Raw genomic sequence first — 23,262 nt, forward strand, 5'->3', positions numbered from 1 at the left:
CTGGTCAGCCGAGACCCGCGAGAGTAAGGCGCGCCTCGTCGGCGATCTGCCGTCGCACCCCCGAATCCCCCAGCGTCAGCACGTGTTCCAGCGCCAACGCGTACGCCGTGTCGAAAGCGGCCTCGACGTCGACGGCGATGTCGGGCCGGACACCGACGCCTTCCCAGTTGGTCCCCGTGACCGGGTTCACCGCCCGTCCACCCGGGACGGTCACATCCAAATGGGTGTCCACTTTGTACTGACGGCGCGGGTTCGCGCCGCCGCCGGTGACCGCGCCCACCGTCTTCGCCCGCCCCAGTTGCTGCAGCGAGTAACTCAGGTCCTCGGCACCGGAGAACGTCGTCGGGCCGGTCAGCACCCACACCGGCTTGTCCGGGCCGAACTTCCGGCCCGGCACGTACGGCAGCGTCCAGAACTGGTTCGTCACGTCGCCGTCGCGCAGATAGATGCTGTTGTAGTGCACCGGCTCGTCGACCAGGTAGCTGATCAGCAGCGCGACCGCCGACGGGTCGCCACCCCGGTTCTCCCGGACGTCGAGGAGCAGCGCGTCGGTGGTCGCGAGCAGCGTCATCGCGGCGGCCAGCGCCTCACCCGCGATGCCGGGCCCGTAGAGCAGCTTGGTCTCCAGATAGCCGACGTTCCCGGCCAGCCGCCGCGCCGACGCGATGCCGTGGCCGTTCAGCTCCGCCTCGCGCCGGAACTCCTCGGGGTCGAACGACTCCCCGTCCACCTCGGGCAACGGGTCGACATGGTGCCGCAGCCGCAGATGCTTGTCCCCGTTGACCGACTGCAGGTCCTCGGTGACCACGGCGGCGAACGCTTGGTCGTCGAGCCCCGCGTACGCGCCCTCACTCAGCCTCGACCGCAGGAACACGGTCAGCTTCTCGGCGATGTCGGGGAACACGTAGTGGTCCCGCAGGCGCCTGCACACGTCGTCGATCCGCGCTCTCTCGTCCATGATCGCGGACGCTACCAGTGGAGCCTGAAAAAAGAATTCGGTTTGCCGAAAACTCCTTTCAGTCCCGCCAAGAAATACAATTCGCCCGGACCGGCCGCACGATTCGGAAAAGCCATCAGCTTGCCCTTTCCTGAATCACCCCTTTATCGTTGCAGTGAAAGGGGTGGAGAATCATCATGTCAAGCTCGATGCTGGCGCTCATCAGCGCGTTCGGCCTGGTACTGGCCGTGGAGCTCCCGGACAAGACCCTCGTCGCCACCTTGGTTCTCACCACCCGTTTCCGCGCGTGGCCGGTATTCGCGGGCGTCACCGCCGCATTCGCCGTGCAATCCGCGATCGCCGCCGTCTTCGGCAGTGTGCTCACTTTGCTGCCGGAGACACTGGTGACCGCGATCGTCGCCGCGATGTTCGGTATCGGCGCGTACATGCTGCTTCGCGAAGGGTTCAGTCCCGGCAAGGACGGCGGCGAGGACGCGTCACGGTCCGGGCCGAGCCCGGCGACCTTCTTCCGCTCCGCGCTGACGTCGTTCGGCGTGCTGTTCGCCGCCGAGTGGGGCGACGCCTCCCAGCTCGCGACAGCCAGCCTCACGGCCCGCTTCGGCAACCCGTTCGCGGTCGCGCTCGGCTCCTTCGTCGCACTGGTCGCCGTCGCCGGGCTCGCCGTCTTCATCGGCGCGAAGGTCCGGAGCCGCATCCGCCCGAAGCTCATCCAGCGCGTGGCGGGCTTCGTCTTCGCCGGTTTCTCGCTGTTCGCGCTGAGCCAGCTCGTCTTCTGAGGCGCACGGGGTTTTCACAGGTTCGCCGGGTAACCTTTCGGGAACGAAAAGGTGAACACCCGCCCCGACGTGCCTGGAGAAACCGGTCGTGACCTCGCCCAAGATCCTCGCGGCCCGTGCCGTCTCCCCCGTGCACGGCAGGCTCGCGATCTTCGGCATGGCCGTCGCCGTCGCCATCTCGATCGATCTGCACCTGCGGCTGTCCAGCCAGGTCAGCCCGATCTGGCAGACGCTGTCCGAATACGTCTACGGCTACCTTTCGCCCGGTTCGACCGCGGCTCCGCTGTTCGGCGCGATGTGCCTGGCGCTGGGCTTCGGTTCACTCGCCCTGCTCGGCGGCATCGCGAAGGCGCACCGCACCGGCTACCAGTCCGTTCTCGTCCTGCTCGGTGTGTGGTGCGCCGGGCTGTTCGTCCTCGCGCTCGTCCCCGTCGACCCGGAGGGCCAGGCCCGCTCACTGGCCGGGCAGATCCACAACTACGCGGCGCTGACGGCGTTCCTCGCGCTCCCCGCCGCGGCCTGGGTGCTGACCCGCCCCGGCCGGGCACGCTGCCCGTGGGAGCCGCGGCGCACGACGATCCGGCGGCTTTCGGTGGCCAGTTTCGCGGCCGTGGTGATCGTGCTCGGCGGATTCGTCTGGACGATGCTCACCGGACCCTCGCACCAGGAGGTCACGCTCGGCCTGTTCGAGCGGCTCCTGTTCGCGGTCGACCTCACCTTGCTGGGGACCATGGTGCGCCCGCTGCTCAGTCACCGCTGAGCGGTCACTCGGGCTGCTTCAGCACCTCGGCCAGCCGGACGGCGGCCGCGACGACCGCCGGACCCACCACAGCGGCGTCCAGCGGCTCCAGGGACACGACGCCGAGGCTGGCGCGCAGTCCCGGTACCCCGCGCACGGGCGCGGCCACCCCGGAAGCGCCGGCCTCCAGTTCGCCGGTCGAGGTCACCCAGCCGTCACCGCCCGGGCGCAGCGTCATCGCCTTGCCCGCCGCACCGGCGGACAGCGGATGCCGCGTGCCGACGCGGTAGGCCACGTGGAAGCTCGTCCAGGAGGGCTCGACGACGGCGACGGCCTGCGCCTGATCGCCCTGCGCGACCGACAGATGCGCCGTCGCGCCGACCTTCTCCGCCAGTTCGCGCAGGACCGGCCTGGCGGCCTCCCGCAGCTGCGGGAGGACCTGCCCGGCGAGCCGGAGCAGGCCGACACCCAGCCGCACCTTGTTGCCGTCGCGCCACACCAGGCCGCGTTCGGACAGCGGGACCAGCAGCCGGTAGACCGCGGCCCGGCTGGCGCCGATGACGACGGCGAGCTCGGAGATCGTCGCCGCCTCACCACCGGCGTCCGCCACGGCCTGCAGCAGCGCCAGTCCCCTGTCCAGGGTCAGCGACCCTTCGCGCGTCACAAGAGGCCGAGTTCCCCGAGGTCGGCGACGGGCTCGTCGAACGAGGCCGCCGCGTAGGAGGCGAAGAGTCCACGAACGGCCTTCGCGGCCGGCTCCGACATCCCCTTGGCCTCGGCCGCCAGCGCGGCGCCGTCGGTCGATTCGAGCGCGGCGCGCACGTCCCCGCCCGAAAGGCAGCGCGCGGACGCCACGATCAGGTTCAGGAACCCGTGGTGGATGAAGCCGCTGGTCTCGTCGGTGTGCCGGACGGCCCGGTGGAGGCTGTTCGTCGCCTTGAACGACGCCCCCGTCTCGGCGCTGACCACCGACAGGAAGTCGGCGACCTCGTCGACGCTCGGGAAGTTCTCGCCGGCCTGGCCGCCGCACCGGATCTTCGGCCAGCTGCCGTGCTCGATCACCTTCCGCACGCCGTCCAGCCAGCCGACGCCGCGCCGCGGCTCGACCACCCGGATGACGTCCTCGGGCACGAATTCGGAGACGCGCTCCAGCCAGACCTCGTCGACGTCCGACGGCGCCGGCATCTCCACCATCCGCAGCGCGAGGATCTCGCTGCGCGATTCGACGATGGAGATGGCCTTCGGGACCCCGCCGAGACCGGTGTCGATGATCAGCGACAGCGGCAGCGGTTCCTTCGGTTTGATCTTGATGAGTTCGGTGATGAGCTCGGGCAGCCGCGACGCCTGGCACAGGAACACACCGAGGACGCCGGAGTGCTCACCGGACCTCGACGCGAAGTGCGCACGCAGCGCTTCGGGCATGGACGCCTCGCCGGGCGGGAACAACGCCGAGTCGTCGACGAGCCGCGCGAACAGGGGAGGAATTCCTCGGGGGCCGGGTGGCGTGAGTTCCACAGCGCTTGACACGACTGACACGCTAGTAGCGTACGACATCAGGACAAAATCGTTCGCACAACGGACACGTTCCGGGGAGATTCCGATGCCTTACTACCGGCAGGTAGGCGAGATCCCGCACAAGCGCCACACGGCGTTCCGCAAGCCCGACGGGGGCCTGTACGCCGAGGAACTGATGGGCGTCGAGGGCTTCTCGGCGGACTCCGCCCTGCTGTACCACCGCGGCCTGCCCACCGCGATCGTCGACGCCGTCGCGATCGAGGACGACCGCGGGCCGATCACCCCGAACCATCCGCTCAAACCCCGTGCCTTCAAGACCCACGACCTCAAGTTCGGCGAGGCCGACGCGGTCACCGACCGGCGGCGGCTGTTCGGCAACGCCGACGTCACCATCGGCTTCGTCCACGCGACCCGGCCGTCGCCGCTGTACCGCAACGCGGCCGGTGACGAACTCTTCTACTGCCAGGGCGGCGGCGCGACCGTCGAGACGATCTACGGCACGCTCGAGATCGGCGACGGGGATTACCTGGTCATCCCGACCTCGTGCACCTATCGCGTGCTCCCGCACGACGACGGGGTCAAGCTGCTGACCATCGAGGCGCGCGGGCACATCGGGCCGCCGAAGCGGTACCTGTCGGCGAAGGGCCAGTTCCTGGAGCACTCGCCGTACTGCGAACGCGACATCCGCGGCCCGTCCGAGCCGCTGGTCGTCGACGGCACCGACGTCGAGGTCCTCGTGCGGCACCGCGCCGGCCTGACGCGCTACACCTACGCGACCCACCCGTTCGACGTCGTCGGCTGGGACGGCTGCCTGTACCCGTGGGTGTTCAACATCGACGATTTCGAGCCGATCACCGGCCGCGTGCACCAGCCGCCGCCCGTGCACCAGACGTTCGAAGGCCCCAACTTCGTGGTCTGCTCGTTCTGCCCGCGCAAGGTCGACTACCACCCCGAGTCGATCCCGGTGCCGTACAACCACGCGAACGTCGATTCCGACGAGTTGATGTTCTACGTCCGCGGGAACTACGAGGCACGCAAGGGTTCCGGGATCGAGGTCGGCTCGCTTTCGCTGCACCCGTCCGGCTTCACCCACGGTCCGCAGCCGGGGGCGGCGGAGGCGTCGATCGGTGCCCAGTTCTTCGACGAGACCGCGGTCATGGTGGACACCTTCGCGCCGCTGGACCTCGGCGAAGCGGCCGACGCGTCGGAAGACCACGGTTACGCCTGGACCTGGTCCGGCCGGGGTCCCGGCGCCTAGCACCCCCATGCGTTTAGTCCTCTGAATGCGTAAATCGCATTCAGAGGACTAAACGCGATCGTGGCGGGACGAACGTGGCGGGATAAGTACCGCCACGGCCGCAACGGTTCGGCAACGCCAAGCCCCCCAAGGCGAAACCTCCGGATAATCGGTGTTCCCACCGCTGGAGGTCCTCCATGGTCGTGAACCCCGGTCAGTCCCGCGGCGGCCGCAAGGTCCTGGCGTTCGCCGCCGCGGCGGTGGTCGCGATCGGGCTGATCATCGGACTGCGGGCGCTCACCAGCGACTCCGGCGAGGACGCCGTGGAAGCGAAGTGCACGACCGGCGACGCGGTGAAGCTGCAGGTGTCCTCCTCGCCGGAGAAGGCGGGCGTGGTCACCGAGATCGCGAAGGGCTACAGCGGCCGTACGGTGGCCGGACGCTGCGTCGACGTGCTCGTGCAGTCGAAGTCCTCCGGCACGGCGATGCAGGCGCTGTCCCGCGGCTGGAACGAGGCGGTGGACGGTCCGCGTCCGGACGTCTGGACGCCCGCCGCGTCCGGCTGGGTCAACCTGTTGCGCCAGAACCTCACCGGCACCGACCATCCCGCGCTGGTGCCCGAAGGCGACCCGCAATCGGTCGCGAACGCGCCGCTGGTCGTCGCCATGCCGAAGCCGATGGCCGAAGCGCTCGGCTGGCCGGGCAAGGGCATCGGCTGGAAGGATCTCGCCGCGCTCGCCACCGATCCGCAGGGCTGGGCGAAGTACGGGCATCCGGAATGGGGCAGGTTCCGGCTGGGCAAGACGAATCCGAACATCTCGACGTCCGGGCTGAACGCCACGATCGGCGCCTACTACGCGGCGACGGGCACCTCTTCGGACCTCACCGCGAACGCCCTCGCGAAGCCGGAGGCGCGGACGTTCGTGCAGAACGTCGAGCAGGCCATCGTCCACTACGGCGACAACACCCTGACGTTCCTGACGAATCTGCAGAAGGCCGACGACCGCGGCGCCGCGTTGTCCTACATCTCGGCGGTGACGGTCGAGGAGAACTCGCTCGTCGGCTACAACCAGGGCAATCCCACCAACGATCCGGCGAAACGCGGGCAGCACGCGCCGCCGAAGGTTCCGCTCATCGGGATCTACCCGAGCGACGGCACGCTCAACTCCGACCATCCGTTCACCGTGCTGAACTGGGCCGACGACATCCACAAGCAGGTCGCCGCGGATTTCCTCGCGCATCTTCGCGGCGCCGACGCCCAGCGGAAGTTCAGCGACATCGGCTTCCGGACGTTCGACGGGAAGCCCGGCTCGCAGACCACTTCGGACAACGGGGCCCAGCCCGACGCGAAGCTCAACCTGATCCGGCCGCCGAGCCCGCCGGTGCTCGCCGAGGTCCTCGACTCCTGGAAGGACCTGCGGAAGAAGGCGAACGTGCTGCTGGTCGTCGACGTCTCCGGTTCGATGGGCGAGGCCGTCAGCGGGACCGGCAAGAACAAGATGGACCTCGCGAAGCAGGCGGCCGTGGCGTCGTTGCCGCAGTTCAGCGACGCGGACAAGGTCGGGCTGTGGATGTTCTCGACGAAACTGAACGGCGACAAGGACTACTTCGAACTCCGGCCGGTGTCACCGATCGGCGGTGAGCCGGGGAGGCAGGAACTGGCATCGCGGCTCAACGGGCTGACGCCGCAGAACGGGACCGGGCTCTACGACTCGTCGCTCGCGGCCTACGAGTTCATGAAGCAGCGGCTGGATCCCAACGCGATCAACGCCGTCGTCGTGCTCACCGACGGCCGGAACGAGGATCCGGGCGGGATCGATCTGCCGAACCTCGTCGGGCAGTTGCGGACCGAGGGTGGCGGTGAGGCGGTGCGGTTGTTCACCATCGCCTACGGCTCCGACGCGGATTTGGGCGTGCTCAAGGAGATCGCCGAGACGACGCAGGGCGTGGGATACGACTCGTCCAAACCGGACTCGATCGATCAGGTCTTCACCGCCGTGATCTCGAATTTCTGAGATCCTCGGATATGCGCTTCGTCCGTGAGCTGACCGAACCGTGGGGACTGCTGCTGGCGGCCACCTCGGCGGGGGCGGCCTGGGCGGTGCAGCTGCCGGTGGTCGCCGCCCTCGGCATCGGCGTGACCGTGCTCGCCGCCCGTGCCGGGATCGCCGCCGCCACCGCCAGGGCGGAACCGGAGAGCGAACCCGGCGAGCGGGTTCCCCCCGACGTCGAACCGGGTTCGCCCGAGGCGGACTGGCTGCGGCGCGCGGAAGCCGCGGCCGACGGATTCCGGTCGATCTCCGCCTCGCTCGACACCGGCCCGCTCGCCGACCGGGTGGCCGACATGGAACCGGCGGTGCGCGGAACCGTCGACACCCTCCGGCGGCTGGCCGGGCGCACCTCGGCCACCGGGAAGGCCTTGGCGCGGGTGGACGTGGCCGCGGTCGCGGCCGAGAAGAAGAGGCTGCGGCAGGAACTGAAGACCGCCGACGACGACATCCGCGGCGACCTCATGCAGTCGCTCGAAGCAGTACAGGCTCAGGAAGACGTGCACGCCCGGCTTTCGAGCGCGCAGCGGAAGCTGCTGGCCCAGCTGCGCTCCGGCGCCCTCGGGCTGGACGGCCTGGTCGCCAGGGCGGCCGAGCTGTCGGCCGCCACCGGCGACGCGCTGCTCGACACCACCGCGATCGGTGAGCTGGGCGAACAGCTGGAAGGGATCCGGCGGGGCGTGGTCGAAACCGAAGAGGCGACGCGGCGCTCGCTCAGTTGAACCTGACGCGGCCGAGGACGGCGTGCCCGGGAACACCGGCGAACGTGGTCGCGCCCCGGAAAGGTTCACCGAGTACCCAAAGCCGGTGGGTGCCCCAGATGTTCGCGGCGAGCGCCGGGTCCACTTTGGACAGAACGACATCGCTCCACCAGCCGTTGCCCCATTGCACCCGGCAGGTGATGGTCGACAGGCCCGAGACACCGATGAGGGGTGGCGCGTGGGGAACGGCCACCATCTCGGTCCATTTCCCCCGCGGCAGCGGTTTCAGCATCCCTTTGGCCGCCCCGGCCCCCAAGACGACGAGGACGATCGAGTAGACCAGCCAGAGAAGGATCCCGAAGCTGTCCCTGGCCGGATCTTCGAGGAACACGACCACCTGCCCCGTCCCGAGCAGGAGCAGGACGACGACAACGGCCCCGAACAAGGACCGGATCCCACGGACGATCCACCGCCGGTGCGCGAGCAGGACCTCGTCGGCCTCAGGGGGAAGGATCCGCTGCTCGACCGGGTCCTGCCGCACCGCGCCGTCGGGAAGGTCCGGTACCGCTTTCAGCCGATGCGGCCAGAGCACTCCGGGCAGTTGCAGGAACCGGCGTCCCTTTTCGTCGGGCCCGAGCAGCCAGACCCGTCGCTGCGCCCGGAGTTGTAGCCGACCGGCTTCCCGCAGCCGTGCCTTCGCCCAGCCGGCATCGGCGTCGGGCAGTTTGAAGTAGACATTCGCCCCGGCGAAGAACAGGCCTTCCGGAGGTAAGGACATTTCGACGAAAGGCGCCTCGCGTGCCAGCTCGGTCAGGGCCTTCCACGGGATCGAACGCCAGAATCCCCAGGCCGCCACCAATGTCATGGCAGCCAGCAGAACAACCGCCGGGACGATACCCAGCCTCCCGCTGAGCAGGCCGGCCGGAGCGCCCGGCGCGGCGAGTGGCGCGAGAATCCAAAGCGCGCGAGCCCCGCGCATGGACCCCAGTACCGAACCGAAGACCGGCATCGCGACCGCAGGCTGATCGCGAAGCGGCTCCAACACACGTACAGGCGAAATGCCCGAATCGCGCACAACTCCCCCAAACCCCAGTTTGCCTCTAGATCGGGAGGTGGTGAGGATTCGTTACCGCCCGAACTTGACCGGCCCGAAAACCGCGTGACCAGGCACTCCGGCCTTCGCGACCTTTCCGGCCACCGGCACGCCGAGTACCCACAACCGTCCCGTCGCGGCGATGTTGGCGGCGAGCGAGGGATCGGAGCCACCCGCCCGTACCGAAACCTCGCGGCCGTCCGGCAAGACCGTCCGTCCCGTCACGGTGACCATGCCGAAGAGGTTGACTGACGCCGGTCCGGACACCACGAACAGCTCGGTCCAGCGCGGTTCGGGTATCGGCCGCAGCAGCAGGAGACCGGTGACCGTGAGGCCGATCGCCGCCAGCCCGCACGCGACCGCGAGGGCGAGCGAAGACGGCACGAGGACGTTGCCCCGGTCGGGGAGGTCGAAGGTGATCCAGAGCGCCAAGAACGCGACCACCAGCGTGATTCCGGCGCCGAGGAAGTAGTGGAACGCCAGCAGCCGGCGTTGCAGCCGCACCAGCTTGCCCGGTGAGGCCGGCTCGACGAGGAAAGGCGTCGAGCCCTTCGCCGGGGCGGCGCGGAACTTGCCACGCCGGGGCACGATGCTGCCCGGCAGCATGCAGAACGGGCCGAGCGTCCACAGCCGTCGTTGGGCCGCGAGTTGTGCGCGAAGCGGGGCGGGCAGCCGCGTCACGAACCACCGGCCATCGAGCGGGACGCTCACCCGTGCACCGGCGGCGACCGCGCCGTCCAGTCCGCTCACCAGGCGGAACGGTTCGCCGGTCAGCTTCCGCATCGGCAAGGATCCGGCGATGGTGATGAGGCCGCAGTACAGCGAAGTCGGTGTCGCGAAGACGAGGAGGACGACTGGCACCGCGGTTCCGTACTTGCCCGTGAAGAGCAACATCGCGCCCAGCGCGGCGATCAGGCCGGCGGTGAAGGCCACCGTCCCGCCGGTGACGCTCGTGCGGTCCAGGAAGGGGACGAGGACCGGCATGTTCTTCGCCGGAATCCCTTCGGGTGGTTCGAGCACCCGGTTTCTGCGGTCTTCCACCTGGTCAACCTAGTCGCCGCGGAGGTGACGTGATCGAACCTACTTCCACTCGACGCGTAAATCAGGTTAGGCTCACCTAACCTAGGAGGTGAGCCGTGACCACACCGACGTCCCTTCGCCGCCCTCCGGCGCCGAACCCCGCCGAGCGGGCGAAGACGATCGCGACCCGCAACGGGCCGGCGACGCTGACACCGACCGCCGAGCAGCGTGACCAGCCAGGACAGTACGGCCGCGTCATCCCCGAACTGCACCACGTGCACACGAGCGGCAGCGTCAGCATCCTGCTGCCGGACGAGCACCACCTGGTGAAACGGGCGCACGAGGCGCAGCGTGGTGAACTCGCGGTGATGGTCGAGCTGACCGATCAGGCCCCGGTCGCCCTGCGTGAACCGATCCGCGGGCTGCTGTGGATCACGGGCTGGCTCCGTCCGCTTTCCGAGGTCTCCGCGCGCGCCCGCGCGGTGTCCATCGCCGAAACCCGGCCGGACGAGCGCCTGCTCGACGTCGGACACGGCCTGACGCTGCTGAGGCTGACCCCGGCGTCCCTGGTACTCGCGGACGCCGAGGGCACGCACTCGCTCCGGCCGCATATGTTCAGCGCCGCGCCGCCGGACCCGTTCCACGACTACGAGGCCACCTGGCTGCGGCATCTGGAGACCGACCACGCGGACGTCGTCCAGCAGCTCGCCAAGCATGTGCCGACCGAGTTGCGCGGCGGGCGGATCCGGCCGCTCGGGCTGGACCGCTACGGGCTGCGGCTGCGGGTCGAGGCCGAGTCCGGCGACCACGACGTGCGGCTCGCGTTCTCGCGTCCGGTCGAGGGGCCGCCGCAGCTCGCGGCCGAGATCCGGCGGCTGATCGGCTGTCCGTTCTTCTCGGAGGGTTAGGCGAGTTCCGCCGGGAAGCCGCCCTTGGCGATCGGGCCCCACGAGTCGATGGTGACGCGGATGATGCTCTTGCCCTGCTTCACCATCGCTTCGCGGTACTCGGCCCAGTCGGGATGCTCGCCCGAGATCGCGCGGAAGTAGTCGACCAGCGGCTCGACCGAGTCGGGGAGGTCGAGGACTTCCGCGGTGCCGTTCAGCTGCACCCACTGGTCGTTCCACTCGTCGGAGAGGACACAGGCAGACACCTTCGGCTCGCGCCGGATGTTGACGACCTTCGCGCGCTTCGGGTACGTGGAGATGACGAGGCGGCCTTCGCTGTCGACGCCGCAGGTCACCGGCGAGAGCTGGGGGCCGCCGTCGGCCTTGGTGGTCATCAGGATGGCGCGGTGGCGGGTGGACAGGAAGTCGACGAGCGCGGCCCGGTCGACGGTTTCGTTGGTCGCGATGCTCCTGGGCATGACCCGACGGTAGCGCGGAGCGACCGGACGGAGCTGAAGGGAACCATGCCCGCATCTCACGCGGTGAAAGCTCCCTTCACCGCGTGACATGCGGTGAAAGCGTCCTTCAGCTCCCGAAAAGCGGCAAGGTAGCGTGCGCGGATGAGCTGGCTGCGTCCCGAACGCCCGGCGCTGCCGGAATTCGTGGAAGATCCGGCGCGCCGCCGCGCGATCGTCATCGAACTGGTCGTCGTCTTCGGAATCACCCTCGGCCTGTCCGGGCTGCGCAGCCTGCTGTCCCTTGTGGACTCGCTGCTGCAGCCGGTTCCGCTGGCGCAGCAACAGGCCCAGCTCAACGTTCCCCAGGCGACGCTCAGCCTGGTCGACCTGCTCAAGCAGGTGCTGAGCGCGGGCCAGCTGGTCGGCTGGGGCGCGCTCGGGCTGTATCTGCTGTGGCGTGGCGGGATGAAACTCGCGCAGATCGGGCTGGACCGGCGGCGCCCCGGCCGCGACCTCGCACTGGGCCTCCTGCTCGCCGCTGCGATCGGCATCCCTGGGCTGGGGCTGTACTTCGTCTCCTACAGCCTCGGGTTCAGTCTCTCGGTGCAACCGTCCACTTTGGGCGCGACCTGGTGGCGGCCGATCACGCTGACGTTGTCGGCGTTCGGGAACGCGTTCGCCGAAGAGGTGCTCGTCGTCGCGTATCTGCTGACGCGGCTGCGGCAGCTCGGCTGGCGTGAGAACACCTCGCTGGTCGCCTCGTCGGTGCTTCGCGGGTCGTATCACCTGTACCAGGGGTTCGGCGGTTTCGTCGGCAACGTCGTGATGGGCCTGGTGTTCGGCAGGCTGTGGCAGAAGACGAACCGGCTGTGGCCGCTGATCGCCGCCCACACCGCGCTCGATTTCGTCTCCTTCGTCGGATACGCGCTGCTCAAGGGGCGAGTTTCCTGGCTTCCCTAGCTACTGTGAACTCGTGATTGACGAGACGACTCCACCCCGAGTTGACAGCGAAGTCGGCCCCCTGCGCGCGGTGCTGCTGCACAGGCCCGGCAACGAGCTCAAAAGGCTCACGCCTCGCAACAACGACCAGCTCCTGTTCGATTCCATCCCCTGGGTGGACCGCGCGCAGGAGGAGCACGACGCGTTCGCCGAGGTGCTCCGCGGCCGCGGCGTCGAGGTGCTGCTGCTGGCCGACGCACTGCGCACGGCGCTGGCCGACCCCCGCGCCCACGCCGCAGGCGTGCACGCGGCCGTCGACGAGCGACGGCTCGGGATCGACCTGGCCGATTCGCTGCGTTCCCACCTGTCGAGTGTCTCCCCCGAGGTGCTGGCCGAGGCACTGATGGCCGGGATGACCTTCGAGGAACTGCCCGCCGCCGAGGGTGTCTCACTGGTCCGGCTGATGAACCACCCGAACGACTTCGCCGTCGACCCGCTGCCGAACCTGCTGTTCACCCGTGACTCGTCGGCGTGGATCGGCAACCGGGTCGCGGTCTCCTCGCTCACCATGCCCGCCCGTGTCCGCGAGACCGCGGTGCTGGACCTGATCTACGCCTACCACCCGTGGTTCCGCCACGCGTCCCGCGCGTACGGCGCGCATTCGGCGCCGATCGAGGGTGGCGACGTCATGCTGCTCTCGCCGGGTGTCCTGGCGATCGGCGTCGGCGAGCGGACCACCGCGGCGGGCGCGGAATCGCTGGCGAGGTCGGTGTTCGCCGACGGGATCGCGCACACCGTGCTCGCCGTCCCGATCCAGCAGACCCGCGCGACCATGCATCTGGACACTGTCTGCACGATGGTCGCGGCCGACGCCGTCGTCATGTATCCGCTTTCCCGCGATTCGCTCACCGCGTTCACGATGCGGCCCACCGATGACGGTTCCATGAAGGTGGAAGGACCGGCCCCATTCCTGACCGCGGCCGCCGAAGCGATGGGAATCGACCGGCTTCGCGTCATCGACACCGGACTGGACCCGGTCACCGCCGAACGCGAGCAATGGGACGACGGGAACAACACCCTCGCCCTCGCGCCGGGCGTCGTCGTCGGCTACGAACGTAATGTGGAAACCAACGCCAGGCTGGAGGAGGCGGGTATCGAGGTGCTGGCCATCACCGGCTCCGAGCTGGGCTCCGGCCGCGGCGGGCCGCGCTGCATGTCGTGCCCGATCCGGCGCGAAAGCATCTGAAACAACAATTAAGTAAGCCTTCCCTAATCGATCTCAATTGATTAGGGAAGGCTTACTTAATTGAGGTGAACCTAGTATCGGTAATGGTAACCTAATAGGGGGTAGGTCACCAGCGAAAAGTGGAAATGAATAAGGGCATCACGTATTCTCGGATACATGGCCCTCACCAAGAAGCAACCGCGCTCGAAGTTCTACGAACTGCTGCAGGCGCAGATCCACAACGAGTTCAACGCCTCCCAGCAGTACATCGCGCTGGCGGTCTGGTTCGACGCCGAGGACCTGCCCCAGCTCGCGAAGCACTTCTACAAGCAGTCGGTCGAGGAGCGCAACCACGCGATGGCCCTGGTCCAGTACATGCTGGACACCGACCACCACGTGGAGATCCCCGGCACCGGCGACGTGCGCAACACCTTCTCCGACGTCACCGAGCTGATCGAGCTCGCGCTGGAGCAGGAGAAGGACGTGGCGACCGACATCCAGCAGCTGGCCAAGGCCGCCCGCGCCGAAGAGGACTACATCGGCGAGCAGTTCACGCAGTGGTTCCTCAAGGAGCAGGTCGAAGAGATCTCCCAGATGTCCACACTGCTCAACATCGTCAAGCGCGCGAACGGCAACCTGTTCGAGGTGGAGAACCACCTGCACCGCGAGTCCGTCGGGGACAGCGGCGCCGACTCGGGGATGCCCCCGGTCGCGGGCGGGGCGCTCTGACGCGCTGACCGCTCCCACCACAGGAAAAACCCGGGCCCTCCCCCTTGGAGCGGCCCGGGTTTTCTCTGTCCGCGGACGGCTCAGCTGAACTGGCAGCCCTGGTCGAGGCTGGTCAGCAGGATGCTGACGGCGGATCCGTCGCCGGAGACGAAGATCCGGTACGCGCTCACCGCGCCGGCGGGCGCGATGTACGCGCCGCCGTCCTTGGTGCTGCCGGGGTAGGCCGCGAGGATGTCCGCCTCGGTCGAGCCGACACCGATCCCCTCCGGGGTGTGCACCGTGCCCGCCGGGTTGATGACGGTGATCCCGTTGCCCTCGGTCAGCGACACCGACGTCGGCCCCGGGACCGCGGATCCTTCCGCGTAGCCGTACGTGCAGGCACCCCGGACCTCCTTCGCCCGGAGCGGCCCGGCGATCGCCTCCGCCTCGGACTCGCTCATCCCGAGCCGGAGCTTGCCGAAACCGGTGGCCGTCAGCAGCGCGCCCGTGGTCACCTTGCCCTGCGCGGGCGGTTTCGTGGCCACGGTGCTCTTCGGCGGCTTGGCAGGCCCGTCGGGGGCCGTCGACGGCGGCGGCGGGGGCGCTTGGCTCGTCTGCGGCGCCGACGAGGACGCCGTCGGTGCCGGGCTCGCGGGTCCCGGCTGGACCTGGCTGGTCGCGGACTGCCCGAGGCTGAGCTGATCGGCGGAGATGATCGCGCCGTTGTCCTTGTCGTGGATCGAGAAGACCGTGAGCCCTCCGCCCACCATGATCACCGCGGCGGCCATCCCGCTCGTGGTCTGCATCAGCTGGCGACGGCGACGGCGGCGACGGGCGCCCGCGACGATCGCCTCGGGATTCAGCGTGGACTCCGCGCCGAGCCGCTCATCTGAGAACAGGTCGCGCAGCTTCTGCTGCACATCCTCCTCGGACATGTTCATCCCGCTTCCCTCCCTTCACCCTGGGGTTCGATCAGTGCGAGTTTCGTACGCAGCGAGTTGATCGCCTTGCTCGCCTGGCTCTTCACGGTGCCCTGGCTGATGCCGAGCGAGTCCGCGATCTCCGCTTCGGACAGTCCCTCGTAGTAACGCAGGACCATCACCGCGCGTTGTCTCGGCGGCAGCGCGCGTAACGCCTGCCACAACGGTTCGTGCTCGAACGGGTCGGCCTGGCTGTAGGGCCGCGTGTCCGGCAGGTCGGCGACGAGGCTCTCCCGTTTGGTCCGGCGCCACCGGCTGACATGCGCGTTGGCCATCGAACGGCGGATGTAGGCCATCGGGTCGCCGGTCTTGTGCTGGACGTAGGACCAGCGGGAACCGATCTTCTCCAGCACGGTCTGGACCAGGTCGGCGGCGTCGTGCGGATTCCCGGTGAGGGCGTGCCCGTACCTCAGCAGCCCCGGCAGGCTGGCCCGCACGAAGTCGCCGAAGTCGGTGAGCTCACCCGGCACGTCCCTCCCTCGGGTCTCGCCGGACACCCAGACATCCGTCCCCGAGATGACCGTCGCGGCAGCGGTCACCGTATCGCCTCCTCCCGGGGTCACTCGGCCAGGAATATCTGGCTCACCTCTCCCGAAACGCATGGCAGCCCCCGCAGGTTGTCTCGTACCGCGAACTAGTTCGAGAGACGCCCATACGGATGAGGAGTTGCCGCCTCAACGTCTCGACAAGGAGTCGGGAATTCTGAACGAACCGTCCCCCCGAACAGGGAATTCGTGAACTGCGACCACGGCGTTACGGGGTATCGGACCGTAAACGTGCGGGAACTGGATGCCGTCGGGGTGCGGCGGGTCGCCGTCCTCCCAGACGACGGGGGTGCCGACGAGCGCCGGGTCGATCTCCAGCAGCACGAGATCGGTGCGACCGGCGAAGACGGCGTTGGCGGGGATGTGCGCGGTTCCCGGGTCCGAACAGTGGATGAAGCCGTCGGAGTCGAGCGACGCGGCGGTGTAGACGCCGCCTTCGGGCACCTCGGCCCACTCGCCCTTCCCGCAGATATGGAGGATCACCCGCCCATCCTCGCGCATTTCGTCCTCTGGATGCGGTGGTTGCGCGGGCAACTACCGCATCCAGAGGACGAAACGCGAGGAACGTCAGCGGATGGTGAGCTGGCGGCCGATCAGGCCGTCGCGCGAGCGGCGTTCGGCGGCGTTGAGCGGCTCGGTGTCGAGGGACTTCAGCGCCGCGTCGAGCCGGACGCCGAGCTGGTCCTTCGCGTCCGCCCACTCGCGCGCGTGGGCCTCGGGGTCGAGGTCCCACACCGGGACGAGCAGGCCGTGCGCGCGGAACGAACCGGCGTAGCGGGAGCCCTCACCGAGGCCGAGTTCCCCGGCCGCGGACAGCCGCGCAAGCGCTTGCAGCAGCAGGTTCTCCGGTTCGGGGCGGACCCAGCGCAGGTGCGCCTTCTCGCCGGCGAGCACCCAGTACGCCCCCGTCCCGAGGCGTTCGGTCGGCATGATCGCGGCGTTCGCGCGCTCGAGGGACAACGCGACGTCGCCGCTCGCGTCGGCGTCCTCGGGCAGCCACCAGGCGAAGTCGTTGTAGAGCGTGGCGTCGAGTTCGGCGCCCGTGTCGAGCAGGTCCTGCAGGCGGGCCTTCTCGTCGGCGGTGGGCGGCGTGGTGGTGTCCGGCACGGACAGGACGTCGCCCTCCTTGGCGTCCAGCACCCACAGGAGCGCCCGGCCGAGGTCGCGGCTGATGTCCGAGGACCGGGTCTGCACCTGCATCCCGAGGTAGCGCTCGCCGTCGGACCGGACGAACGCGGCCGCCGCCATCGGCAGCACCGTGCCGAGGGTGATCTTCTCGTCGGAGCCCGCCAGCGTGAGCGCCGCCGTCGCCGAGGGGACGAACTCGCGCAGCGCGATCAGCTCGGTCTCCGCCGCGAGCCCCTCGAAGGGCTGCCCGACGAAGACGTCGCGCACCTTCGGCTTGCGGTCCGAGGTCGTCTTGGGACCCTTCTTGCGCGAACCCTTGCCCACGTCAGCCTCCTCAAGCTCGGTTCGGAACGCTATCGCGGGAAGGACAGGGGTCGAGTAAGACCCCCGCCCTTCCCGCGGGCGATCAGGACCGGGCGGCCGGGCGGCGGCGCATCAGGACCACGCCACCGGCGCCCGCGGCACCCGCTCCGGCCAGTCCCGCGATCAGCCAACCGGCCGAAGCAGGCTCGTCGACGGGGCCGCCGCCGGTCTGCGGCGCCCCGGCGGGCACCTTCGAGACCTGCTTCCCGGCGGGCTGCTTCTCGGCGGGAGCCTTCTTCGCCGCCGGAACGACCTTCACCGTCGCCGAGGGCTCGACGGTGTCGCACAGCAGGACGAACAGGTAGTTGCCGGGCTTGGTACCCGGCTGCGCCCGGTAGGTCACCTTCACGTCGGTGCCACCGGCCCGCTTGACCGACTTGTCCGCCACCTGCTTGAACGCCTCCGGCGCGACGAGCGAGAAGCCATACGGCGTGACGCAGCGGCCCTGCGCGGTCACCGTGTCCCCGGCCTCGACGGCCTTCGGCGAGACCCAGAACTTGGTGCCCTTCGGCTTCTCCGGCGCCTCGACCGGTGCTTCGGTGGCGAACGCGGTGGCGGGCAGCAGCGCGAGCGCGGCGGCGGTGAGCCCGGCAAAAACGGCATGACGAATACGCATGGAAATACCCCAGTTCGAATGCGCGAGAATCATTCCCGCGATAATTGGATGACCCCAGATAAAGCTGAATCCCCTTGCCGGACCGCGCTTCCGCGTTCCAACACCCTTAGAGACGCCGCGTCGCGCCCGAGGTTCAGCGGGGTTGGTAACGAAAACATCGCGGATGACACCCCGCCGCCCGGCGGATTGACCGGATCGGCCGGTTTCAGCGGCCGTTCGTGTACCACGCAAACGTGACTGAAAACGGTTGTCATCATTCGGACGATCTAATCGCGGGTGATCAGCCTGCCGTTCCACCCTCCCCGCGACGAATACTCGTGAAGACGCCGACCGGCGTCGTCGTGCGGAGAAGGGATCACAGATGAGCACCTCCAAGCGCCGGGCCGCGCTGGCCGCGTTGCCGGTGGCACTCGGGCTGATGCTGGCCGGGCCCGCCGTGGGCACGGCCTCGGCCGCGCCGCGGACCGACAGCGCCGACCAGGCCCGGCATTGCCTGCTGTTGTGCGTCGGCCATCACCACCACGGGCATCATCACCACGGCCTGCACCTGCACCTGGGTCTCTGGCTGCATCTGTGATCCCCCGCGCCGCGCCGGGACGGACCCCCGGCGCGGCGCGGCTACAGTCGGGGCGTGTTCGACCCCAGCGATCCCGTGTTCCTCGCCGATCCCTACCCCGCCTTCGCCGCGTTGCGCGAAGCCGCCGACGTGCACCGTCACGAGGAACTCGGCATCGCCGTGGCGGTGTCGCACGCCGCGTCGGCCGCCGTCCTCCGGCATCGCGGGCTCGGCCGGATCTGGGCGGACGCGCTGCCGGTGGAGCGGTTCGCGTCGTTCAACCTGCTGCACCGCAACTCGCTGCTGGAGAACGAGCCGCCCGCCCACACCCGGTTGCGCCGGGTGATCGCGGGCGCGTTCGGACGTGGGCACGTCCAGCGGCTGCGGCCGCGGGTCGCCGAACTCGCGGACGGCATGGTCGGCGCGCTCGCCGCCGAGATCGCCGAGACCGGCTCGGCCGATCTGCTGGAACACCTCGCCCAGCCGCTGCCGGTCGCGGTCATCGCGGAACTCCTGGGCGTCCCGGTGACGGACGGCCCGCGCATGGTCACGCTGTCGAACCACATCGTGAAGATGTACGAGTACGGTCTCGCCGAGGAGAAGCGCGACGCCGCCGAAGCCGCCGCGGCGGAGTTCGTCGAGTACCTGCGCGACGTCGCGAAGCAGCGCGCGAGCGCCCCTGGCGAAGACATCGTCAGTGACCTTCTCCGCAGCGAGCTCACGGAGGACGAGCTGGTCGCGACCGCCGTCCTGCTCCTGATGGCCGGGCACGAGGCGACGGTGAACGTCATCGGGAACGGCGTCAACGCGCTGCTGACCCACCGCGACCAGTGGGAGCGGCTGGTGGCGTCGCCGGATCTGCTGGATCCGTGCGTCGAGGAGCTGATCCGCTTCGACGCGCCGCTCCAGTTGTTCGAGCGGACGGCGACCACCGACGTCGAGATCGCCGGGTTCCGGGTGGCCGAGGGCGAGAAGATCGGCGCGCTGCTCGGCGCCGCCGCACGCGACCCGAAGGTGTTCGACCGGCCCGACACCCTCGACATCGGCCGCACGCCGAACGCGCACCTCGGCTTCGGCATGGGCATCCACTACTGCGTCGGGGCGCCGCTCGCCCGCGTGGAGATCGCGGCCGCGCTGAGCGCGCTGACCACGAAACTGCCGGGCCTGGAACTCGCCGAAACCCCGGAGCGACGGCCGGAGTTCGTGATCCGCGGGCTGCGCTCGCTACGCGTCACCACGGGCTAGAAGCCTCGTGAGTGGTAATGACGGTTCTAACCGTCATTACCACTCACGAGGGTCTTTCCGCAGTTCAGCGCACTGATGAGGCGGGGCGTTCGCGGCGTTCCGGGTCCGGGGCGCCGTCTATCTTCAGCACGCGAAGCAGGCGAAGCCGCTTCTCCGACACAGGCGACAGCAGGCCGGACATGCGCTTCACGAGCAGCGCGGTCATCACCGCGAGCCCGGCCGCGGCCAGGTCGGTCAGCGCCACCAGGATGACCCCGTCGGCCAGCGCTTGGACGCCGTCGCGGAATCGCCAGACGATGACGAGTACGAGCAGCAGCCAGTTGAGCACCCAGGCACCCCACCAGGCCAGCACGAGCCGCGACGGCTTCGGCCGCGTTTCCCGCGTGCGGCGCAGGACGGCGTGCTCGAGTTCGGCGATGATCGGCAGCACCAGGATCAGGTTCACCACGGGCACCAGCACGAACACCAGAACCTGCCACTGCCGTCTCGGCGGCACCTCGTCGGCGGCGTCCGCGGCGGCGTGCCGGGCCACGAGCAGCCACCACACGGTGAGCCCGGACGGCAGCAGCGAAAGGATCGTCGTGAGCAGGCCGGCGGTGATCACGAAGCCGTCGGAAACCGAGACGACGGACGTCGACAGCGCCGAGTCGCGGCTCCGCACGAGCAGGACGTAGCGCCAGATCTCCGCCGCCGAGGCGACGAGCGCGAGTGCGGCGAAGGTCCACAGCACCGGCAGGAGACTGCGGGTGATCACCCGTAGCCGTTCGCCCGCGGTGACCTCGCCGGACGCCGTGCCGGGGACCGCGGTCGGACGGCGCCAGACCAGGTTCGGGAAGCCCCACCGCGGCGGGACCGGATAGGACGGTGGCCCGGAGTAGCGCTCGGCCACCGGTTTGCGCCGCTGCGGCCAGGCGCCGGGAGGCGGCGAAGCGACCCAGCGGAGGCGATGACGCGGTGGCTGGTGCCGCGGCTGCTGCATCGGCGCCGGACGGACCGGCGGCACCGGCGTTCTCGGCGGGTAGTGGCCTGGCTGCACGGTTACAGCACTTCGGGTTCGACGCCGGGATGGTCGCCGACCATCGGGCGCCCCTCCTGCTGCCAGGAGCCCATCCCACCCGCGACGTTGACCGCGTCCCAGCCGCTCGCGTTGAGCCACGCGGCGGCGCGGGCGGACCGGCCACCACTGCGGCAGATCACGTAGACCGGCTGGTCGTCGGGCAGATCGTCGAGTTCGCCGACGCGCGCGGGCAGCTCACCCATCGGGATGTGCTTGGCGCCAGGGGCGTGCCCGGCGGCCCATTCGTCGTCCTCGCGGACGTCGAGCAGCGCGACACCGTCCTTCGGCAGATCACGGACGGCGACGGTCGGGATGTCAGCAGGGCTCACCACACTGTCATCCTCGCATCCCGTCCCGTTGCGCGCGCGTGAAGAAGGCCATCAGTGCCGTACGGCTTTTTCCGCCCCGACGCCGGTGAGCGAGCGGACCTCCATCTCGGCGTACTTCTTCCCGTTGTACTCCTTCGACAGCACTGTCCCGAGCCAGCCGAGGAAGAACGCGACCGGGATCGAGACCAGGCCGGGGTTGTCGAGCGGGAACCAGTGGAAGTCGACGCCCTGGATCATGGAGGCGCTCTTGCCGGTCTTCGGATCGACAGGCTTCCCGGAGACCGCCGGCGAGAAGACGATCAGCAGGACGCAGACGCCGAGGCCGCCGTAGATGCTCCACAGCGCGCCCTGGGTGTTGAACCGCTTCCAGAACAGCGAGTACAGGATGGTCGGCAGGTTCGCCGACGCCGCCACCGCGAACGCGAGCGCCACCAGGAACGCCACGTTCTGGTTCTTCGCGAGGATGCCACCGACGATCGCGACCGCCCCGATCACCAGCGCGGTGATCCGCGCGACGCGGACCTCGCTGTCGGCGTCGGTCTTGCCCTTCTTAAGCACGTTCGCGTAGACGTCGTGTGCGAACGACGCCGACGCCGTGATCGTCAGGCCCGCGACCACCGCGAGGATCGTCGCGAACGCCACCGCCGCGATGAACCCCAGCAGCACCGGACCGCCCAGTTCGAGCGCCAGCAGCGGCGCCGCCGAGTTGGTCGTCCCCGGCGCCTTCGCGATCACCTCCGGGCCGACGAGCGCGCCCGCGCCGTAGCCGAGCACCAGGGTGAACAGGTAGAAGATGCCGATCAGCGCGATCGCCCAGACCACCGAACGGCGCGCGTCCTTCGCCGTCGGCACCGTGTAGAAGCGCATCAGCACGTGCGGGAGACCCGCGGTGCCCAGCACCAGGGCGATGCCGAGCGACAGGAAGTCGAGTTTGGTCGTGCCGGTCTTCCCGTACTGCTTGCCGGGGCCGAGCAGCGCCTGCCCGGTCTGGCCGCCCTTGTCCACGGCGGCCTGGAACAGGCTGGAGAGGTTGAAGCCGTACTTCCCGAGCACCCACAGCGTCATCGCGAAGGTGCCCGCGATCAGCAGGACGGCCTTGATGATCTGGACCCAGGTGGTGCCCTTCATCCCGCCGATCAGCACGTACAGGATCATGATCACGCCGACGACGGCGATCACCAGATCCTGGCCGAGATTCCCCTCGATGCCGAGCAGCAGGTTCACCAGGCCGCCCGCCCCCGCCATCTGCGCGAGCAGGTAGAAGAACGAGACGGCGAGCGTCGAGATCGCGGCGGCCGCGCGGACGGGACGCTGCTTCATCCGGAACGCGAGGACATCGCCCATGGTGAACTTGCCGGTGTTGCGCAGCAGTTCCGCGACCAGCAGCAACGCCACCAGCCACGCGACGAGGAACCCGATCGAATAGAGGAAACCGTCGTAACCGTTGATCGCGATCGCGCCGGCGATCCCCAGGAACGACGCCGCCGAAAGGTAGTCACCCGAGATCGCGATGCCGTTCTGCGGACCGGTGAACGCGCGTCCCGCGGCGTAGTAGTCCGACGCGGTCTTCGTATTCCGGCTCGCCCGGAAAACGATCACCAGGGTGATCGCGACGAATACCGCGAAAATGGTGATGTTGAGCGCCGGATCACTGCCCTGGACGCCCGCGGCCAGCGTGCTCACCGTTCCGTCCCCTCGACCTCATGGCGGATCTTGTCCGCGAGCGGATCGAGTTTCCGGTTCGCGTACCGGACGTAGAAGCCGGTGATCACGAAGGTGGACACGAACTGCAACAGGCCGAAGACCAGGCCGACGGTGATGTTGCCGAAGAGCTTGGTGCTCATGAACCCGGTCGCGTAGTCGGCGAGGAGCACGTAAAGCAGGTACCAGAGAAGGAACAGGGCCGAGACCGGGAAAACGAATACCCGCAGCCGTCGTCGCAGCTCGGTGAATTCCGGGCTCGCCTGCACCTTTTCCCAGTCGGATTCCGGATCGGACCCGAGGTCTTGATCGGTGTCGCTCACGTCGGACCTCCCACCTGCCGCAACCATTCGGTGCTTTCGTTGTCACGAAAGATCATGCCCCTCATAGGGCGCGAAAGGGGCAATCCATTTGAGTGAACGGTACGACTCTGAGTAG

Annotated in this window: 26 protein-coding genes; 11 read left to right on the forward strand and 15 right to left on the reverse strand. The window is 69.0% G+C overall.

The genetic code is table 11. From position 1 onward, the window contains the following. Positions 1–4: 4 nt before the first annotated feature. Positions 5–958 (reverse strand): S41 family peptidase, encoded by a 954-nt coding sequence (locus L324_RS28710; protein WP_037315563.1) that lies wholly within the window; start codon positions 956–958, stop codon positions 5–7. A 188-nt stretch (positions 959–1,146) separates the two neighbouring features. On the opposite strand from L324_RS28710, the gene L324_RS28715 reads away from it, so the two are divergent. Both L324_RS28715 and L324_RS28720 read left to right on the forward strand, forming a co-directional pair. Beyond that, the gene (locus L324_RS28715; protein WP_037315566.1) at positions 1,147–1,734 is read left to right on the forward strand and encodes a TMEM165/GDT1 family protein; all 588 of its coding nucleotides are present in this window, start codon (positions 1,147–1,149) and stop codon (positions 1,732–1,734) included. A gap of 88 nt (positions 1,735–1,822) precedes the next feature. Beyond that, positions 1,823–2,494 (forward strand): DUF998 domain-containing protein, encoded by a 672-nt coding sequence (locus L324_RS28720; RefSeq protein WP_037315569.1) that lies wholly within the window; start codon positions 1,823–1,825, stop codon positions 2,492–2,494. A gap of 4 nt (positions 2,495–2,498) precedes the next feature. Here the strand turns inward: L324_RS28720 and L324_RS28725 are convergent, their stop codons facing one another. Together L324_RS28725 and L324_RS28730 are read right to left on the reverse strand one after the other, a co-directional pair. After that, on the reverse strand, positions 2,499–3,137 hold the full coding sequence (locus L324_RS28725; protein WP_037315572.1) for an IclR family transcriptional regulator: 639 nt from the start codon (positions 3,135–3,137) through the stop codon (positions 2,499–2,501). After that, a complete protein-coding gene (locus L324_RS28730; protein WP_162835887.1) occupies positions 3,134–3,988 on the reverse strand; it encodes a hypothetical protein in 855 nt (284 codons plus the stop codon). The genes L324_RS28725 and L324_RS28730 overlap by 4 nt, the downstream gene beginning before the upstream one ends. An 85-nt stretch (positions 3,989–4,073) precedes the next feature. Between L324_RS28730 and L324_RS28735 the strand changes: the two genes are divergently transcribed. The 3 genes from L324_RS28735 to L324_RS28745 all read left to right on the forward strand — a co-directional run bounded on the left by L324_RS28735 (position 4,074) and on the right by L324_RS28745 (position 7,995). Continuing rightward, the gene (locus L324_RS28735) at positions 4,074–5,246 is read left to right on the forward strand and encodes a homogentisate 1,2-dioxygenase (protein ID WP_037315578.1); all 1,173 of its coding nucleotides are present in this window, start codon (positions 4,074–4,076) and stop codon (positions 5,244–5,246) included. A 176-nt stretch (positions 5,247–5,422) separates the two neighbouring features. Further along, a complete protein-coding gene (locus tag L324_RS28740; RefSeq protein ID WP_037315581.1) occupies positions 5,423–7,240 on the forward strand; it encodes a substrate-binding and vWA domain-containing protein in 1,818 nt (605 codons plus the stop codon). 11 nt (positions 7,241–7,251) lie between these two features. After that, positions 7,252–7,995 (forward strand): hypothetical protein, encoded by a 744-nt coding sequence (locus tag L324_RS28745; protein ID WP_037315583.1) that lies wholly within the window; start codon positions 7,252–7,254, stop codon positions 7,993–7,995. Here L324_RS28745 and L324_RS28750 read toward each other — a convergent pair. Continuing rightward, positions 7,988–9,019 (reverse strand): hypothetical protein, encoded by a 1,032-nt coding sequence (locus tag L324_RS28750; protein WP_152547032.1) that lies wholly within the window; start codon positions 9,017–9,019, stop codon positions 7,988–7,990. The two genes, L324_RS28745 and L324_RS28750, sit on opposite strands and share 8 nt — an antisense overlap. 81 nt (positions 9,020–9,100) lie before the next feature. Continuing rightward, positions 9,101–10,108 carry a hypothetical protein gene (locus tag L324_RS28755; protein WP_037315587.1) on the reverse strand — a complete coding sequence of 336 codons (1,008 nt, stop codon included), beginning with the start codon at positions 10,106–10,108 and terminating at the stop codon, positions 9,101–9,103. Positions 10,109–10,203: 95 nt separating this feature from the next. Between L324_RS28755 and L324_RS28760 the strand changes: the two genes are divergently transcribed. Next, positions 10,204–10,995, forward strand: coding sequence for a DUF2470 domain-containing protein (locus L324_RS28760; protein ID WP_037315590.1), 792 nt, complete (start codon positions 10,204–10,206; stop codon positions 10,993–10,995). On the opposite strand, the gene L324_RS28765 is transcribed toward L324_RS28760, so the two are convergent. Then, positions 10,992–11,453, reverse strand: coding sequence for a PPOX class F420-dependent oxidoreductase (locus L324_RS28765; RefSeq protein WP_037315593.1), 462 nt, complete (start codon positions 11,451–11,453; stop codon positions 10,992–10,994). The genes L324_RS28760 and L324_RS28765 overlap by 4 nt on opposite strands. Positions 11,454–11,594: 141 nt before the next feature. Between L324_RS28765 and L324_RS28770 the strand changes: the two genes are divergently transcribed. The 3 genes from L324_RS28770 (at position 11,595) to L324_RS28780 (ending at position 14,325) form a co-directional block, all read left to right on the forward strand. Next, positions 11,595–12,392 carry a CPBP family intramembrane glutamic endopeptidase gene (locus L324_RS28770; RefSeq protein WP_037315596.1) on the forward strand — a complete coding sequence of 266 codons (798 nt, stop codon included), beginning with the start codon at positions 11,595–11,597 and terminating at the stop codon, positions 12,390–12,392. A gap of 13 nt (positions 12,393–12,405) precedes the next feature. After that, positions 12,406–13,617, forward strand: a complete 1,212-nt coding sequence (locus L324_RS28775) for an arginine deiminase (RefSeq protein ID WP_081736501.1) — start codon at positions 12,406–12,408, stop codon at positions 13,615–13,617. Positions 13,618–13,773: 156 nt separating this feature from the next. After that, entirely contained in the window at positions 13,774–14,325 is a 552-nt protein-coding gene (locus L324_RS28780) for a ferritin (protein ID WP_037315602.1), read from the forward strand. An 80-nt stretch (positions 14,326–14,405) separates the two neighbouring features. Here L324_RS28780 and L324_RS28785 read toward each other — a convergent pair whose 3' ends face one another. The 5 genes from L324_RS28785 to L324_RS28805 form a co-directional block, all read right to left on the reverse strand. Continuing rightward, positions 14,406–15,239 (reverse strand): hypothetical protein, encoded by an 834-nt coding sequence (locus L324_RS28785; RefSeq protein ID WP_235783677.1) that lies wholly within the window; start codon positions 15,237–15,239, stop codon positions 14,406–14,408. A gap of 2 nt (positions 15,240–15,241) precedes the next feature. Further along, the gene (locus tag L324_RS28790) at positions 15,242–15,754 is read right to left on the reverse strand and encodes a SigE family RNA polymerase sigma factor (RefSeq protein WP_037316569.1); all 513 of its coding nucleotides are present in this window, start codon (positions 15,752–15,754) and stop codon (positions 15,242–15,244) included. A 204-nt stretch (positions 15,755–15,958) separates the two neighbouring features. Continuing rightward, positions 15,959–16,312 (reverse strand): DUF952 domain-containing protein, encoded by a 354-nt coding sequence (locus L324_RS28795; protein ID WP_037315609.1) that lies wholly within the window; start codon positions 16,310–16,312, stop codon positions 15,959–15,961. An 84-nt stretch (positions 16,313–16,396) separates the two neighbouring features. Continuing rightward, positions 16,397–17,281 (reverse strand): DUF5926 family protein, encoded by an 885-nt coding sequence (locus tag L324_RS28800; protein WP_037315614.1) that lies wholly within the window; start codon positions 17,279–17,281, stop codon positions 16,397–16,399. An 82-nt stretch (positions 17,282–17,363) separates the two neighbouring features. Further along, positions 17,364–17,936, reverse strand: a complete 573-nt coding sequence (locus L324_RS28805) for a hypothetical protein (RefSeq protein ID WP_037315616.1) — start codon at positions 17,934–17,936, stop codon at positions 17,364–17,366. Positions 17,937–18,297: 361 nt separating this feature from the next. Here L324_RS28805 and L324_RS28810 point away from each other — a divergent pair, with 361 nt between their 5' ends. Together L324_RS28810 and L324_RS28815 are read left to right on the forward strand one after the other, a co-directional pair. Beyond that, complete coding sequence (locus L324_RS28810) at positions 18,298–18,513, forward strand: hypothetical protein (RefSeq protein WP_037315619.1); 216 nt, start codon at positions 18,298–18,300, stop codon at positions 18,511–18,513. Between the two features lie 54 nt (positions 18,514–18,567). Next, positions 18,568–19,737: a cytochrome P450 gene (locus tag L324_RS28815; protein WP_037315622.1), complete on the forward strand. Its 1,170-nt coding sequence runs from the start codon at positions 18,568–18,570 to the stop codon at positions 19,735–19,737. Between the two features lie 64 nt (positions 19,738–19,801). Here L324_RS28815 and L324_RS28820 read toward each other — a convergent pair whose 3' ends face one another. Genes L324_RS28820 through L324_RS28835 form a run of 4 tightly spaced genes read right to left on the reverse strand, consistent with a single transcriptional unit; the run spans position 19,802 to position 23,147 of the window. After that, on the reverse strand, positions 19,802–20,740 hold the full coding sequence (locus tag L324_RS28820; protein WP_037315624.1) for a DUF4328 domain-containing protein: 939 nt from the start codon (positions 20,738–20,740) through the stop codon (positions 19,802–19,804). 35 nt (positions 20,741–20,775) lie between these two features. Next, the gene (locus L324_RS28825) at positions 20,776–21,126 is read right to left on the reverse strand and encodes a rhodanese-like domain-containing protein (protein ID WP_037315627.1); all 351 of its coding nucleotides are present in this window, start codon (positions 21,124–21,126) and stop codon (positions 20,776–20,778) included. Between the two features lie 48 nt (positions 21,127–21,174). Further along, positions 21,175–22,806: a monocarboxylic acid transporter gene (locus L324_RS28830; protein ID WP_037315630.1), complete on the reverse strand. Its 1,632-nt coding sequence runs from the start codon at positions 22,804–22,806 to the stop codon at positions 21,175–21,177. Next, complete coding sequence (locus L324_RS28835; RefSeq protein WP_037315633.1) at positions 22,803–23,147, reverse strand: DUF485 domain-containing protein; 345 nt, start codon at positions 23,145–23,147, stop codon at positions 22,803–22,805. Before L324_RS28835 ends, L324_RS28830 begins: the two co-directional genes overlap by 4 nt. Positions 23,148–23,262 lie beyond the last annotated feature (115 nt).

This window comes from Amycolatopsis orientalis DSM 40040 = KCTC 9412 (assembly GCF_000478275.1).
Lineage (GTDB): Bacteria > Actinomycetota > Actinomycetes > Mycobacteriales > Pseudonocardiaceae > Amycolatopsis > Amycolatopsis orientalis.